The sequence below is a fragment of the Fluviicola sp. genome (genome assembly GCF_029266855.1).
Taxonomy (GTDB): Bacteria; Bacteroidota; Bacteroidia; order Flavobacteriales_D; family Crocinitomicaceae; genus Fluviicola.
The window spans coordinates 382,826-398,365 of the sequence record NZ_JAQSWB010000002.1 but is presented as its reverse complement, the minus strand read 5'-3'; the positions used below and the strand labels follow the sequence as shown (position 1 = coordinate 398,365).

At 41.0% G+C, this 15,540-nt stretch carries 12 protein-coding genes; 3 read left to right on the top strand and 9 right to left on the bottom strand.

All coding sequences use genetic code 11. The features are described 5' to 3' along the window. Positions 1-32: 32 nt before the first annotated feature. Complete coding sequence (locus K0S23_RS07145) at positions 33-2,312, bottom strand: SBBP repeat-containing protein (protein WP_300355745.1); 2,280 nt, start codon at positions 2,310-2,312, stop codon at positions 33-35. 211 nt (positions 2,313-2,523) lie between these two features. Between K0S23_RS07145 and K0S23_RS07140 the strand changes: the two genes are divergently transcribed. Continuing rightward, positions 2,524-4,530 (top strand): dehydrogenase E1 component subunit alpha/beta, encoded by a 2,007-nt coding sequence (locus tag K0S23_RS07140; RefSeq protein ID WP_300355744.1) that lies wholly within the window; start codon positions 2,524-2,526, stop codon positions 4,528-4,530. Between the two features lie 85 nt (positions 4,531-4,615). On the opposite strand, the gene K0S23_RS07135 is transcribed toward K0S23_RS07140, so the two are convergent. The 4 genes from K0S23_RS07135 to K0S23_RS07120 form a co-directional block, all read right to left on the bottom strand. Then, a complete protein-coding gene (locus K0S23_RS07135; protein ID WP_300355743.1) occupies positions 4,616-5,254 on the bottom strand; it encodes an outer membrane lipoprotein carrier protein LolA in 639 nt (212 codons plus the stop codon). Positions 5,255-5,426: 172 nt separating this feature from the next. Further along, positions 5,427-7,958: a DNA translocase FtsK gene (locus K0S23_RS07130; RefSeq protein WP_300355742.1), complete on the bottom strand. Its 2,532-nt coding sequence runs from the start codon at positions 7,956-7,958 to the stop codon at positions 5,427-5,429. Positions 7,959-8,034: 76 nt separating this feature from the next. After that, complete coding sequence (locus K0S23_RS07125) at positions 8,035-8,673, bottom strand: hypothetical protein (protein WP_300355741.1); 639 nt, start codon at positions 8,671-8,673, stop codon at positions 8,035-8,037. Positions 8,674-8,786: 113 nt separating this feature from the next. Continuing rightward, the gene (locus K0S23_RS07120) at positions 8,787-9,479 is read right to left on the bottom strand and encodes a hypothetical protein (protein WP_300355740.1); all 693 of its coding nucleotides are present in this window, start codon (positions 9,477-9,479) and stop codon (positions 8,787-8,789) included. Between the two features lie 118 nt (positions 9,480-9,597). Between K0S23_RS07120 and K0S23_RS07115 the strand changes: the two genes are divergently transcribed. Further along, complete coding sequence (locus K0S23_RS07115; RefSeq protein ID WP_300355739.1) at positions 9,598-10,551, top strand: arginase; 954 nt, start codon at positions 9,598-9,600, stop codon at positions 10,549-10,551. Positions 10,552-10,649: 98 nt separating this feature from the next. After that, positions 10,650-12,545 (top strand): arginine--tRNA ligase, encoded by a 1,896-nt coding sequence (gene argS, locus K0S23_RS07110; protein WP_300355738.1) that lies wholly within the window; start codon positions 10,650-10,652, stop codon positions 12,543-12,545. Between the two features lie 143 nt (positions 12,546-12,688). On the opposite strand, the gene K0S23_RS07105 is transcribed toward argS, so the two are convergent. The 4 genes from K0S23_RS07105 to holA form a co-directional block, all read right to left on the bottom strand. Next, positions 12,689-12,940 (bottom strand): GlsB/YeaQ/YmgE family stress response membrane protein, encoded by a 252-nt coding sequence (locus tag K0S23_RS07105; RefSeq protein ID WP_300355737.1) that lies wholly within the window; start codon positions 12,938-12,940, stop codon positions 12,689-12,691. 103 nt (positions 12,941-13,043) lie between these two features. After that, positions 13,044-13,700: a DUF4159 domain-containing protein gene (locus K0S23_RS07100; RefSeq protein WP_300355736.1), complete on the bottom strand. Its 657-nt coding sequence runs from the start codon at positions 13,698-13,700 to the stop codon at positions 13,044-13,046. Between the two features lie 4 nt (positions 13,701-13,704). Continuing rightward, positions 13,705-14,385 carry a 16S rRNA (uracil(1498)-N(3))-methyltransferase gene (locus tag K0S23_RS07095; protein WP_300355735.1) on the bottom strand — a complete coding sequence of 227 codons (681 nt, stop codon included), beginning with the start codon at positions 14,383-14,385 and terminating at the stop codon, positions 13,705-13,707. Next, complete coding sequence (gene holA, locus K0S23_RS07090; RefSeq protein WP_300355734.1) at positions 14,385-15,383, bottom strand: DNA polymerase III subunit delta; 999 nt, start codon at positions 15,381-15,383, stop codon at positions 14,385-14,387. Before holA ends, K0S23_RS07095 begins: the two co-directional genes overlap by 1 nt. Positions 15,384-15,540 lie beyond the last annotated feature (157 nt).

The window sequence follows — 15,540 nt, the reverse complement described above, 5'->3', positions numbered from 1 at the left end:
GACTAAACAAAGGCACCTTTAGTCTGTAAAATTTATTTTTTAATAAAGCGTCTCACCTGATTACCTGCTTGCAGTAAGTAGACTCCTGCAACCAGTCTTTCCACATCAATCGCATTCTCCGCTCCGCTTAGTGTTTCCTGTAGAATCAGCTTCCCTGTCAAATCAATAATAGAAACTTCTGAAGGCCCCTTCAAGAAAACATACAGCATTGAACTTACCGGATTCGGATAAATTTCAAGAACACTCCGATTACTCTCCTCTATTCCTGCAGTAGTGACAGAAATACAAGCTGAAGTATCTGAACAACTACCATCGTAAACTATCACCGCGTAATCCCCATCAAGTGACGCCAGGAAAGATTGATTGATTTCACCTGCAATAGGCTGATTATTGGCGCAATCAATCCATTGATAAGCGGATGCCACAAAATTTGCAAACATACTTTGCCCCAAGCTGGTCGTTGAAACATCTATCGGGTTTTCTACCGAAAGGGTAGTTGTTAAAATACTGTCACAGCCATTTGACGTGAGCAAGGTATCAACGTAGACTCCATCTGTTGAATAATTATTATTTCCAACCGCAAGAAATTCCCCATAACAAAGCGTAATGGATTGCGTATTCCATATTTCATCTGGATCAATAATTTCGAACGTAACAGTATCATTGCAGGAACTCAGGTCGGATACCACGCATGAATAAGAGCCAGAAGGTAAATCACCGACTGTATTTCCGTTCCCTCCGATTAAAGGCCAGGAATACGAGATTGCTCCTGTTCCTCCAACGGTACTAATAGCTGCACTGCCACTCGAATCACCATAACAAACAGGATGCGAAGAAACTGCCGAAGCGTTTAAATTGCATACAAATTCAAGTTTTGAAACAAAGACATCTACACTTCCTACACCCGGAATTATATATGTTCCAGCATCTGGATCAAAGTCAGACAGACCGCTAAAATACCCGGAAGTATATATATTCCTTGACTCATCCACTACGATAGAAGTTGGGCGTTCATTTCCAAACTGCCCAAAATTCTTTGCCCATAAATAGTCCCCGTTTTCTGTCAACTTGGAAATGTATGCGTCAACCGTTACTGTTCCCCCACCCGATGCAGACAAATTATAAACACCCGAACCAGGATCAAAATCTGTAGTACCGGAGAAATATCCGGTCACATATAAATCACCTAAAGTATCCATAGCGATTGAAGATGCTGTCTGAGTATGCGCTCCTCCAATTTGTTTAACCCAAAGAAAACTTCCTGCTGAATCCAGTTTAGAAACAAACGCATCATAACTACCCATTGAAGAAAGATCTTGAATACCTGGTCCTGGATCGAAATCTACTGTTCCATTAAAAAGCCCTACAGTATAAACATTCCCCGAAGAATCCGTAATCAATGAGTTCCCATCATCCTGACCAACGCCTCCAAATTGTTTTGCCCAAACGAAGTTTCCGTCAGGGTCCAGCTTACAAATGAAAATATCGTTACTTCCTGCTGAAGACAAATTAAAAACACTCGTTCCAGGATCAAAATCCGTGGTTTCCTGGAAAAAACCAGTTGTGAGAATGTTTCCGGAATCATCCAGGTTAAGAGACATGATTGGATTAAAACCGGGACCTGCAATTTGCTTTACCCATAGAAAATCGCCGTTGGAATCCAATTTGGAAATGAACCCATCTGAAGCTCCTTCAGAAACCAGATTTGTTACTCCTGCTCCCGGATCAAAGTCCAGTTCTCCCCCAAATTGACCTGCTGTAAATATGCTTCCGATTTCATCCACTTTAATTGATAAACCATAATTAGATCCAAATTCAGTTGCTTTGAATTGTTTTGCCCAAATGAAATTCCCGTCAGAGTCCAGTTTACAAATAAATACATCTGCCTCAGCAGCGATCAGTTCATAATTACCGGGGCCGGGATCAAAATCTATCGTATCTTGAAAGAGCCCGGTAATATATAAATTACCCAATGGGTCTATTGCAATTGCTCTGGATTCATCCTGAAGTGTTCCCCCTATTTGCTTTGTCCAGATTAAATTACCCGCAGCATCCAATTTTGTAATGAACATGTCGTAAGACCCATTGGAAACCATATTCTGCACAGACGGCCCGGGATCAAAATCAGCAGTTTGCGAAAAAATACCCGTAGTATATACGTTCCCAAAATCATCAACTACCATTTCATATGCAGCATCCTGCATACTGCTTCCCATAGCTTTAGCCCAAGAAAATTCTACATCCTGAGCAAATGTCATGGTATATGAAATCAATGAAAAACAAAGTGTCGTAAGCAAGTGCATTCTCTTCATGGTGTTTTGAGTTAGTGATTAAATCTAATAAAAGTGATCGAATCAGCAAATTGGAAATGAGTATTTTAACTCTCTTGAATAAAATGCTTTGATTGTTAACAAGAACTCATTTTTAGGAACTGTCAAAAATAACTAGGAATTGTTGTCAACTTTTTAGGATTTGACTTTCATGTTCTGTTTATTAAAAATACATTTGTGTGCGATATTCAGTATGGAGAAAGAAAAGACTAAAAGATTGATTGATTTTGATCGAGCAGGCTTCGAAAACGAAGAGCTTGTTACTATTTATAAAGCGCTTGCAAAACCGCGCCTGATCGAGGAAAAGATGCTTATTCTTCTTCGCCAGGGGAAGATTACCAAGTGGTTTTCCGGTTGGGGACAAGAAGGTATCTCCGTGGGATCTGCATATGCGATGAAGGAAGAAGAATTTATTCTTCCGATGCACCGTAATCTGGGTGTATTCACTACACGTGGAATTCCTTTGAATCGTCTTTTTGCTCAATTCCAGGGAAAAATGTCGGGCTTCACAAAAGGCCGTGACCGCTCTTTCCATTTCGGAACAAAAGACTACAATATTGTGGGGATGATCTCTCATCTTGGTCCGCAACTTGGAATTGCAGATGGAATTGCACTGGCAAATAAATTAAAAGGAAACAATAACGCAACAATTGTATTTACAGGAGATGGTGGTGCGTCGGAAGGCGACTTTCATGAATCACTGAACGTTGCAGCAGTTTGGGATCTCCCGGTAATTTTTGCAATCGAAAATAATTGCTGGGGATTATCTACTCCAAGTAACGAGCAGTTTCGCTGCAAACAATTTATCGATAAAGGGATCGGTTACGGAATGGACGCTTTCCAGGTTGATGGAAACAATATATTGGACGTAATTCGTACCGTGCGTAAAATCGCAGATTCTATCCGTCAGAAACCAAGACCATTCTTACTGGAATGTATGACGTTCAGAATGCGTGGCCATGAGGAAGCTTCAGGGACCAAATATTATCCTGAAGGACTTCAGGATGAATGGGCGAAAAAAGACCCGGTTTCAAATTATGAAGCTTATTTATTGGAGCAAGGTGTTTTAACGAACGAATTGATTGCAGAGATTCAACAGGAAATTAAAGAAGAAATTCAAAACGGGCTGGACATTGCATTTGCCGAAAGTCCGATCGAAGCAGATCTTCAGAGAGAACTCGACGATATTTACGCTCCTTTCACTCAAACGGTCATTCATCCGGCAAGTGAAACAAAAACTGAAAAACGTTTCATTGATGCGATCTCCGATTCATTGAGACAAAGTATGATCCGCTATCCGGAATTGGTTATCATGGGACAGGATATTGCTGAATATGGCGGTGCGTTCAAGGTCACCGAAGGTTTCGTAGAGGAATTTGGAAAAGGACGCGTTCGCAATACACCGATCTGTGAATCTGCTATTGTTGGAGCAGGATTAGGTTTATCCATTGCAGGAATGAAAGCTATTGTCGAAATGCAATTTGCAGACTTCGTGACTTGCGGTTTCAACCAGATTATAAACAATTTAGCCAAAATACACTGGAGATGGGGGCAAAATGCGGATGTAGTAGTTCGTATGCCAACCGGGGCAAATACTGCTGCCGGACCATTCCACAGCCAAAGCAACGAAGCATGGTTCTTCCACACACCAGGGTTAAAAGTGGTTTATCCTGCTTTCCCGGGAGATGCGAAAGGATTATTGAATGCAGCTATTGAAGATCCGAACCCCGTTCTGTTCTTTGAACATAAATTCCTGTACCGAAGCATACGTGAGGATATTCCTGATGATTATTATACTGCCGAGATTGGAAAAGCCGGTTATGTCCGCAAGGGAGATGATCTGACGATTATCACTTACGGATTGGGAGTTCATTGGGCACTGGAAGTTTTGGATGCACATCCTGAGATTTCCGCAAACTTGATCGACTTAAAAACATTGCTTCCATTGGATACGGAAACCATTTACGATGCTGTTCGCCAGACAGGGAAAGTACTCGTTCTTCATGAAGATTGCATGACCGGCGGAATTGGCGGGGAATTAGTCGCTCTGATCAACGAAAACTGTTTTGATGCACTGGATGCTCCCGTTAAACGTGTAGCTTCACTGGATACACCTGTTCCGTTTGCAGTAGCATTGGAAAAACAATTCCTGCCTTTGGACCGATTCAAACAGGCATTGATTGAACTATATGAATTCTAATTCAATAACGATATAAAACAGTAAGGGCGGAAAATTTTCCGCCCTTACTGTTTTTATGGGGATGCGATTAATCGCATCCTACATATTAATCTTTCACTACTGTATAACCAGGATATTTTGATTTGTCAAATACAAACTTGCTGTCTTCTATAGCCGGGTTTGACGTGAATTTTGTCATCGTGAATGTTGAAACAGTTCCGTCATTTGCTTTCAGGATCGCTTTTTTCAATTCGCTATCTTCCTTCGAAATGTAAATAATGATTGTATGGTAATTTGCTTTCTTCGGGGTCTTTGGATACAGGTAAATTACGTGCACTTTTTCTCCGTTCAACGTTTCCTCTTTCTCATATTTGCTTTTGAAACCGGTTTCCCAAATGGTCATCAATTTTTTCGGATTGATCGATTCTTCATCCGCACCTGATGCATCTGTTTCGTAAACAGTCTTTTCTTCCTTTACAATACTCCAGGTCTTAATTCCATTAGAGATAAGAGTTGTTTCACCGTAAGTTGCACTGAATTTATCACCCTTTACCCATCCTTTCCCGGACATATTTGAATTTGTTCCGTTTGAGCTATTCTTGATTGTTGCGCTAAATTCAACGTAAAATGTCTTCAGCCCTTTTATTTTCGCTGAAACCTTATCAAGAATTCCGTCTGCTTTTGCATCCTGGCTATAAGATAAAGTACTTCCCAATAAGGTTAAGCAAATAAATAAGTATTTCATGTTTTACAATTTTCTCTGCAAATATCAGAAATTGTGCCAAGAATCATGTTACATAATTGACACAATTAATAATTTAAAATGGCGAATTGAAAAGTTTAATAATGAAAACAACTCTGATGGGCGTTTTTCCTTTCACAAGGACAGTATTTCCCCTTCTCAATTTTTAATTGATTTAGCTGATCCCTTTCGCGCGCAGAAATTCTTCCAAACTTTCCAAATCACTGAAAAGTACTTCACGCGCTTTACTTCCCTGGAAAGGTCCTATGATTCCATATCCCTCCAGTTGGTCAACAATTCTGCCCGCCCTGTTATAACCCAATTTCAGTTTGCGCTGCAGCAAAGAGGCCGAACCCTGGTTATTAATAACAACAATTCGGGCTGCATCGGCAAACATGGAATCTACCTCATCCAGGTCGATATCCCGGTCCTCTCCACCATTTTCACCCACGTACTCAGGAAGGATCAATGCTTCCGGATACGCTCTTTGTTCTCCGATGAATTTACAAATATCTTCCACTTCAGGTGTATCCGCAAAACCACATTGAACGCGAATCAGGTCCTGTCCGAGAGAGATCAGCATGTCTCCGCGACCAATCAGCTGATCGGCTCCGGAAGAATCCAGGATGGTGCGTGAATCAATTTTGGAAAGTACACGGAATGCAATACGGGCCGGGAAATTTGCCTTGATCATACCGGTAATTACATTAACCGAAGGCCGTTGTGTTGCAACGATCAGGTGAATTCCGATTGCGCGGGCCAATTGCGCCAAACGTGCTATCGGATGTTCCACTTCTTTTCCTGCTGTCATGATCAAATCTGCGAACTCATCGATCAGAACAACGATATATGGCAAATAATGATGTCCTTTTTCCGGGTTCAGTTTGCGCGCAATGAATTTGGCATTGTATTCCTTGATCGTACGAACCTGCGCTTCTTTCAGCAATTCGTAGCGGTTATCCATCTCGATACATAAAGAATTCAGCGTAGCAACAACTTTCGAGGTATCGGTAATAATTGCATCCTCCTCTCCCGGCAGTTTTGCCAGGAAATGGCGTTCAATGCGATTATACAGCGTCAGCTCCACTTTTTTCGGATCGACCAGTACAAATTTAACCTGGGCCGGATGTTTCTTGTAGAGAATGGAAACCAAAATAGCATTCAGTCCAACCGACTTACCCTGACCTGTTGCTCCTGCAACCAGTAAGTGAGGTGCTTTCGTTAAGTCAAAGGTATAGGTTTCATTCGTGATCGTTTTACCCATTACGATCGGCAATTCGAAATCAGAATTCTGGAATTTCTCCGAAGCGATCAACGATTTCATGGAAACCATATCCGGACTGCTGTTCGGAACTTCAATACCGATAGTTCCCTTGCCCGGGATCGGTGCAATGATACGAATTCCCAGAGCCGATAAACTCAAAGCGATATCGTCCTCCAGATTCTTGATTTTCGAGATACGAACGCCGGGAGCAGGTACGATTTCATACAAAGTAACTGTTGGTCCGACCGTTGCTTTGATTTTGGCAATATCAATCTTATAATGAGAGAGCGTCTCGACAATCTTGTTTTTATTATCCTCTAATTCCTGTTTATTGATTGAAACTTGTCCGTTTCCGTAATCCTTCAACAAATCAATCGGAGGAAGCATATAACCCGATAAATCCAAGGTAGGATCATAATCGCCATATTCTTGTCGGATCGAATTAAACTCATCATCCGAAAGTGTTGCTTCTGTTTTGGCAATGCTTACTTTGAAGTCACTTTCTTCATCTTCCTCCTCTTCTTCATCAATTATTTGCGGTGCTTCGGGTTCTAATTCCGGTTCTTTTTCGGCCCCGGGCTGAATCACGATAAAGCTTTCTTCGCCATCACCATACGATTCATCTTCCTCATCCTCCTCATCGAAACGCACTTCTGCGGCTTCCTGTTCAGCACGAATTTGATCTTCACGAATCGTATTGACCACATGAATATCCGTCATGTTGGCTGCAAGCGGCTGATCATCCTCAAAAAACGATTCTTTTGCTCCCTTTGCACGATTCCACCAGGACATGATATCGGCATTGAACAGAATTACCAAAACAATCCATAAAAGAGCTACGATTGCTATAAAACTTCCGAAACTTCCGATTGTCAGTTTCAACCATTGGTTAATCACGAAACCAAAAGTCCCACCCAAATAATCAATGTGTTCAACAAAATATCCTAAGAATACAGAACTCCAAACCATGAATAGAACTGCGACTGCAATCGACCTTCTAATCGGGAGCAATAAAATATTCAGCATCCATTTAAACCCGATCAGGAAAATAATGAACGAGATTGCAAAAGATGAAACTCCGAACCAGCGGTACATAAACAAGTGAGACATCCATGCGCCGAATTTACCGAGCCAGTTCTCTACCGGTTCCGGATTATTGTCAAACAGAAAACCAAAGAGAGAAACATCCAGCACACGGTCCTGATCTGAAGTCCAGGTGAAAAAATAGGAAAAACACGAAAGAAAGGTGAAGAAGGAGAACAAAACCATTGCAATTCCCAAGATCGTTTTGACCCGCTTTTTATCGAAGCGATTAGACAAGCGGTCCATCAAAGCGTTATCGGAAGGCTTGCGTTCTTTCGCAGGCTTTCCCTTCGTCTCTTTTTTCGCTTTATCTTCTGCTGCTTGCTCGCTTTTCTGCCTGTATTCGTTTTCCAATGTCATTCTTCACGAAGTATCTTACGAAGATAAGGATAGAAAGCAGCTTTGGTTAACAGGAATTCATTTAACTATAAACAAACTACTGTTCATTATTCGAATAGAATGCCCGCATAAATTCTTCGAAGCTGATCCGCTTATAATCTGACGGAATTCCAAACAAATCCCGATTAATTTGCTGATCCTTTTTCTCCACTAATTCATAATGGATCAAACCGTCCTGAGAAGGGATATAATAATCCAGTGCCAAGCCCTTTACTTCAGGGTAAACCTGCAGGTATTTGTTGCTCAGTTTGGTAGAGAAATAGCAGTAGAAACCATCCGTGTTTTCATCTTTTACCAAATACTTTTTGGCTTTTAGCCCGGCAATTCTTTTAGATCCCCCTTTCTTTTTGACTGTATAACTAGTGGGAACAGAATCATTTTTCTTTGACAAGTCCGTTTGAATAGCATATTTATTCCCATCCAGTTCCAACAAGAGGTATGCTTTATTCAAAGACATATTCCGAATATACACCTGAACTCCAAACTGTTCTGTTTCTGTTTCCACGCGAACAAGTGTATCATTTGTATACAATGTAACGCCCCAGGATTTCCAAACTGCATTCGTATCGGGAGCCATTACGGTTGCTTTGTATTTCAGGATGCCTGAAAACGATTTTTGGGAAAATCCTAAAAATGCGGTCAATAAAACCGTACTGATAATACAGATTAATTTCATTTCTCTTTTTTTGTGTGAAGGTAGTTTTAAATTTCCAGCGACGCTTATTCAATGATAAGGTAAACACTCATTATTAAACCGTAAAATCACGCTAATCCGCTGTGGTCGATCTCTCATTCGAATGTTGCGAATAAACTGTTCATTTTTTGATTGTACTCATCATAGCTGATGGATGTACCTTTTGCCGGCAAAGTAAACAAGCGTTTTTTTGACTCATCTACTTTCGGAATAAACCTGGTGGCTTTGTAATCCATTCGGATTCCAAATCGGTCAACAGAATATGCCAGTAAAACACCGGGAACTTCCTTAAAGGTATTGTACCAATTCGGGTTCTTCAATTCAATTTCCTCCGTATACCAAAGCGTGATAACATCCTTCTTATCTTTTTTGTTTACAGCGAGTGCTTTCTTGACATTAAACCCGGCCAGAGTATCCGTTACTTCCGTGAATTGAATATCATACTGCGTTTGTTCATTTAGCATACGTTGAATTTCCTTCGGAGTGAGTTTTGTTTTAAATGCCTCTTCACCATACTGGAAATAAATGTCCATTTGCTTTTGGTTACAATCAAAAAGTAAAATATTCTGAAAGTTTCCCCTACTGATATCGTTTCGCACGATTCCGTTTTTGAAGCTGATCTCAATTTCTTTGGGAAGAATATTATACAAGAAGATATTCTTTTTGTGATTTGGGTAATCCGCCGAATAAATGATCGTCCCTTCATTGATCACTTCTTCTTTCGAAGAGCATGAACACAGGAGAACGATGCAAATTCCAATCAGTATGGATGAATGCTTTACCAACATATAAACTCTTTAATAATAAGTTAATACGCCAAATTGTTGAAAAGGTTTCGAGACCATGCATAACTTAAAATAGTCAGACTAAAGCAAATATGTATTTTTGCGCTATTAACACTATGTTATGCATCGGAAAATTGAAATCATTGTAAACAACTCGGAATTGGCAGCCGGCACCAGAGGTTCATCTCTTGGCCCCGGGGCTATTATGACAGCAGCAAGAAAAGCAAACAATCCATTTTTCGGATTATACCCGCTTCATCCTTTACCTGATTACAATCGATTTTTAGATCAAAAGAACGAAACAGAACATGCCAAAAACCTGATTGGCTATAAATTGGTATTCGAATCAGTTGCAGAAGCCACAAAAGACTTGCTGAACAAAGGCTCCTTCCCTATTATTTTAGCGGGAGACCATGGTTCAGCCGCCGGGACTATTGCCGGAATAAAAGCTGCATTTCCCGAAAAACGTTTAGGTGTTGTATGGATTGATGCACATGGGGATTTACATTCTCCATATACGACTCCATCCGGGAACATTCACGGAATGCCTTTGAGCCTTTCACTTGGAAACGACAATTTAAAATACAAACGCAATTCGCCTTCGGAAGAAACAGTGAGCATTTGGGAAGAACTTAAAACAAAGTACACCAATGCAGCGAAAGTGAAGGCTTCAGACCTGGTATTCATCGGGGTAAGAGATACTGAATTCGAAGAAAATCAACTGATCGCCGAGAACAATATCACAAATCACACTGTTGAAGCGGTTAGAAAAGAAGGTGCCCAAATTATCGTTCAACGGGTTTTGGAGCAACTGGGAGGCTGTGAGTTGATCTATGTATCATTTGATGTAGACTCAATGGACCCGCAAATCACTTCTTTCGGAACCGGAACTCCGGTTGGAAACGGTATTTTTCCCGAGGAAGCTGAAGAAATATTAACTTTGCTGGCACAAAACCCAAAAACGGTATGTATCGAATTCGTAGAGGTAAATCCGTGCCTGGACAATAAAGCAAACACCATGGCAGAAACCGCATTTTCATTACTGGATTCGGTGGCAGCTGTGTTGAATAATTGATGCTTCGACTCCGCTCAGCGCTTAGCATTCTTGAAAAAAGACTGAGTTCACCACGGAGAAAAGTCTGAATAAAACAAATAATAACATAAACAGTCCCAATGGAAGATTTAATCAAGTCGGCAATCATTGAAAAATCAAATCAGTTATTTGGTTTTGAATGTTCTGACTCGCTGATTCAGTTTCAAAAAACAAAGAAAGAATTTGAAGGAGATACCACTTTGGTATTATTTCCTTTGATCAAACTTGCAGGAAAATCCCCGCAGGAAATTGGAAACGTGCTTGGTGATTTTTTAAGGGACGATATTCGCTGTGTGAGCGATTATTCGGTTATTGGCGGATTCTTAAACTTAAGTTTCCCGAACGATTATTGGACACAGCAATTGAGTGAAATTGATTCGAACATTCATTTCGGATCGGCTGAAAAAAACTCAAAATCCGAGATCATGGTAGAGTATTCGTCTCCGAATACCAACAAACCATTGCACTTAGGTCATTTACGCAATAACTTTTTGGGTTATTCCGTTGCACAAATCCTGGACGCTTATGGCCACCGGGTGATCAAAACCCAGATCATTAACGACCGCGGAATTCACATTTGTAAGAGCATGCTTGCCTGGCAAAAGTTTTCCCCGCTGAATGAAAAGGGAGAACGCGAGAACCCAAACAATACGGGACTCAAAGGAGATAAACTGGTTGGGAAATACTATGTTGAATTCGACAAACAGTTCAATGCCGAAGCAAAAGAAATTATTGCTGAGTGGAATGCCGGGAATTTCGAAGGTTACTCCGAAGCAGCTGTTGCTAAATATCACGAATTCACCGAAGCAAAAGCGGGTAAAGATGAGAAAGCAATTGCCGGTTTAGATGACAAGATCAAAGAGCTTGCTAAAAACGAAACATCTATTTTACGCGAGGCGAAAGATTTGTTGGTTCGCTGGGAAGGGCGTGATCCGGAAGTCTATTTACTCTGGACAACTATGAATGGCTGGGTTTACGACGGATTTAAACAAACCTATGAGAAAATGGGGGTTGATTTCGACCGTTTGTATTACGAATCCGACACGTTTATTCTGGGAAAAGACATCGTTAACGAAGGATTGAGCAAAGGCGTTTTCTACAAAAAAGAAGATGGTTCGGTCTGGATAGATCTGACCAGCGAAGGACTGGATCACAAGCTTTTACTGCGTTCGGACGGAACATCCGTTTACATGACACAGGATTTGGGAACTGCAGTAGACCGTTTCAATGACTATCCCGGACTAAGCGGAATTATTTATACCGTAGGTAACGAGCAGGATTATCACTTCAAAGTGCTTTTCCTGATCTTAGATAAACTTGGTTATTCCTGGGCAAAATCCTGTTTTCACCTGTCTTACGGGATGGTGGATCTGCCTTCAGGGAAAATGAAGTCGCGGGAGGGAACTGTTGTTGATGCAGATGACCTGATGGACGAAGTGATCGAAAGTGCAAAAGAAATGACTTCAGAACGCGGTCATTTGGACGGAATGAACGATGCAGAGCGTGAAACCTTATACAAAACGATTGGAATGGGTGGATTGAAGTATTATTTACTAAAAGTCGATCCGAAGAAACGCATGCTATTCAATCCTGCCGAATCCATTGAACTGAACGGCCACACAGGTCCTTTCATTCAATATGCTCATGCACGGATCCAATCCCTTCTTGGAAAGGCGAGCGATTTCAAATTAGACACAAACACTGAAATCGGGGCTGCCGAAAAGGAAATCATCAAGCAACTGGCTCTGTATCCTTCCATCATTGAGGAAGCTGCAAAAACCTATACTCCTTCGACCGTTGCGAATTATACGTATGAACTGGTGAAATTATTCAATCATTTCTATCAGAACGTAATGATCTTAAGTGAAACGGATGAAAAGCAAAAGGCACTGCGTTTAACTGTCAGTAAAAACGTTGCCAAGGTGATTAAAAGTTCCATGAACCTATTGGGAATTACTGTACCAAATAAAATGTAAATAACCTTTTTGGGGACGCGATGCATCGCGTCCTACAATGAAAAGGGGTTCCGCTAGTGCAGAACCCCTTTTTTAACTCTAACAACCAGTCAATTGACTGATGTCAATTGCACATTAGTTTTTGCTAATGTGTAATGTGTATATTAAACTTTGCCGCCTGTAATCAAGCGGGCTATAACAATGATAACTACCGCGCCGACCGTAGCAGTCAATAAAACTCCCCAAATATTATCAGCGGTAAAAATATTCAATAAGCCGAATAACCAGGTACCGACAACACCTCCTAAAATCCCCAAGATGATATTGAATAAAATCCCACCTCTGGAACTGTCCATAATCGCACCAGCCAGCCAGCCGGCAACGCCTCCAATTACTAATGCCCATAACCAACTCATATATCTATATTTTAGATGTGAACTTACGGGTAATTTAGCTAAAATGAACGAGCAATAAAAGAAGTTTTAAACCTTTTAGCTTATGTTAACAGTAGAAAATTATTTATTTGGAATTGCCCAAAAAGGCATACATTAAGATGTTTGCACCCATTTGAAGTGCCTGCTTCCTCTTCTCTTCCGAATCGTTGTGAACCGCCTGATCTTCCCAGCCATCACTTAAATCCGTTTCATAGGTATACAAGCAAACAAGTCTTCCTTCAATAATAATTCCGAAAGCTTGTGGTCTTTTACCATCATGCTCGTGGATCTTCGGCAGACCGTTAAAATCGTATTTCTGATGGAAGATGGGATGAGAAAAAGGAAGTTCCACCAATGAATTATTCGGAAAGACTTTTTTCAGTTCTTCGCGGATAAACTTGTCCATTCCATAATTGTCGTCAATATGCAAAAATCCGCCGCCCAACAGGTAATTTCTCAGGTTTTCAGCTTCAGTCAATGAAAAGACCACATTTCCATGACCTGTCATGTGGATAAAGGGATACAAACTCAATTCAGGACTACCAACATCTACATAAGGAGCTTCTTTTGAGATCGTAGTTCCGAGATTTGTATTACAAAATTGAGCCAAGTTTGGCAGAGCAGTCGGATTGGCATAATAATCTCCACCGCCGCTATATTTCAGGAATGCAATCTGATAACTTCCCTGAGCCAGGGATAGTGTGCTAAGAAAAAACGTGACAATTATAATTAATGCTTTCATCTAGTTAACTGTTAATGGCTAAAACACAAGCAACCATTCCTGCTGTTTCCGTTCTTAACCGCGCCTCGCCCAAATGTACAGCTTCATAACCGTGTTTCAAAGCAAGTTTCAATTCAGCTTCACTGAAGTCGCCTTCCGGGCCGATCAGGATTCGATAAGGGTGCTTCAACTCACTGACCGGTTTTTTGTCTCCTTCCATACAATGAGCCAATCCGCCATTCGGGTTATTTGTTACGAAATCCTTAAAACTCTGAAGTTCTTCGATCTCCAATAAAAAGTCATGCTGTGCCTGTTTCATAGCAGAAATAGCCACGCGCTGCAAACGTTCCGGTTTCAGCTGAACCCGTTCCGAGCGTTCACAATTCAGAAAAGTCAGTTTTGTTGCTCCTATTTCGACTATTTTCTCGACCATCCATTCCATGCGATCCAGGTTTTTTGTCGGGGCGATGGCTAAATGAAACCCGGGTTCTTTTCGCGTCTTTTGTTCCTTGGAAACCACTTTCACCTGGCATTTCTTCGGATGCGCTTCTATCACTTCTGCTGTTACAATTAATCCTAAACCATCCAGAAGCAGGAATTGATCTCCATTTTCGTACCGCAATACGCGAATGATGTGTTTCGATTCTTCTTCAGGCAGCGTGAAGGTTTCCGAGTCCGGGATTTCAAGGAGAAAAAAGCGTCTCATCAATTGAGTATTTGAACCAACATTTCTTTTAATAACTGACCGTCAGAGGTAGAGCTATTCCCTACTCCTTTTGCTTTCAAATCGTAATTATGCAGGATCTCTACGTTCCGGGCTAAAATCTTTGGCGGATAGTTCGGGCAATTACGGATCAATTCTTTCGCTACAAAAGGATGCAATCCAACCGAAGAGGCAATAGCTTCAGGTGTTTTATTGGGAGCGAAATGAACGCGCATCATGTTGGTAAACAATTTAAAAACAGACGGAATGACTACGATAATGGAATGTTCCTTGGGGTTTTTCTCAAAATAATCAGCTATTTGAAACGCCTTTAAGGTATCGCGGATTGCGATGGCATTTACCAGCTCGAAAACATTGTAATCTTTTGAAATTCCGATATTTTCTTCAATATGTACATCAGAGATCTTCGTGCCTTTTTCGAGAACTATTGCCAGTTTGTCCAATTCGTTCACAATCCGGGACAAGTCATTTCCCAAAAACTCACCCAATAAGGCGGCTGCTTTGGAAGTGATTTCATATCCTTCCGAACGGACATAGGTTGCGATCCATTCCGTCAGGTTATAATCTTTTACTTTCTCTGATTTGAAGTTTACTCCAACATTCGCGATCTCTTTGGTGAACTTCCGTTTTCCATCAAGAGCTTTGTATTTATGGCAGAGAACAAGGATATTACTTTCGACCAAATTCGGAAGCAATTTTTCCAGTTCATAAATATCTTTTAAATCCTGTGCTTCGCGAACGACAACGACCTTTCTTGTCCCCATGAAGGGAAAGCTGCGGGCTTCGCTCATTAAAGTCAGAACATCCAGGTCTCTTCCGTAATAAACAGCAAGGTTAAAATCCTTTTCGGATTCATCCACAGCATGTTCGATCAAGGCATCGGAGAGCAAATCTATGAAATACGGTTCTTCACCATGCAGCACATATATGGGCTTGAACTGGCCGTTCTTGATGTCTTTCAGAAGCGCTTTGTGATCCATTTACCAAAATTACAAATCAATTACGAATTACGAATCACGAATTATGGATTGATTTTATTACAAAGGCAACTTCGACTCCCATTGACGCTTCGGTCAAGGTTTTCAACGCTCAGTCTCCTTTTAAAGATAAATCACCTTAACCAGGAGTAAATTTCCT

Coding starts and splice junctions, on each gene's coding strand:
- K0S23_RS07145 (WP_300355745.1), bottom strand. CDS start 2,312: ATGAAGAGAATGCACTTGCTTACGACACTTTGTTTTTCATTGATTTCA.
- K0S23_RS07140 (WP_300355744.1), top strand. CDS start 2,524: ATGGAGAAAGAAAAGACTAAAAGATTGATTGATTTTGATCGAGCAGGC.
- K0S23_RS07135 (WP_300355743.1), bottom strand. CDS start 5,254: ATGAAATACTTATTTATTTGCTTAACCTTATTGGGAAGTACTTTATCT.
- K0S23_RS07130 (WP_300355742.1), bottom strand. CDS start 7,958: ATGACATTGGAAAACGAATACAGGCAGAAAAGCGAGCAAGCAGCAGAA.
- K0S23_RS07125 (WP_300355741.1), bottom strand. CDS start 8,673: ATGAAATTAATCTGTATTATCAGTACGGTTTTATTGACCGCATTTTTA.
- K0S23_RS07120 (WP_300355740.1), bottom strand. CDS start 9,479: ATGTTGGTAAAGCATTCATCCATACTGATTGGAATTTGCATCGTTCTC.
- K0S23_RS07115 (WP_300355739.1), top strand. CDS start 9,598: ATGCATCGGAAAATTGAAATCATTGTAAACAACTCGGAATTGGCAGCC.
- argS (WP_300355738.1), top strand. CDS start 10,650: ATGGAAGATTTAATCAAGTCGGCAATCATTGAAAAATCAAATCAGTTA.
- K0S23_RS07105 (WP_300355737.1), bottom strand. CDS start 12,940: ATGAGTTGGTTATGGGCATTAGTAATTGGAGGCGTTGCCGGCTGGCTG.
- K0S23_RS07100 (WP_300355736.1), bottom strand. CDS start 13,700: ATGAAAGCATTAATTATAATTGTCACGTTTTTTCTTAGCACACTATCC.
- K0S23_RS07095 (WP_300355735.1), bottom strand. CDS start 14,385: ATGAGACGCTTTTTTCTCCTTGAAATCCCGGACTCGGAAACCTTCACG.
- holA (WP_300355734.1), bottom strand. CDS start 15,383: ATGGATCACAAAGCGCTTCTGAAAGACATCAAGAACGGCCAGTTCAAG.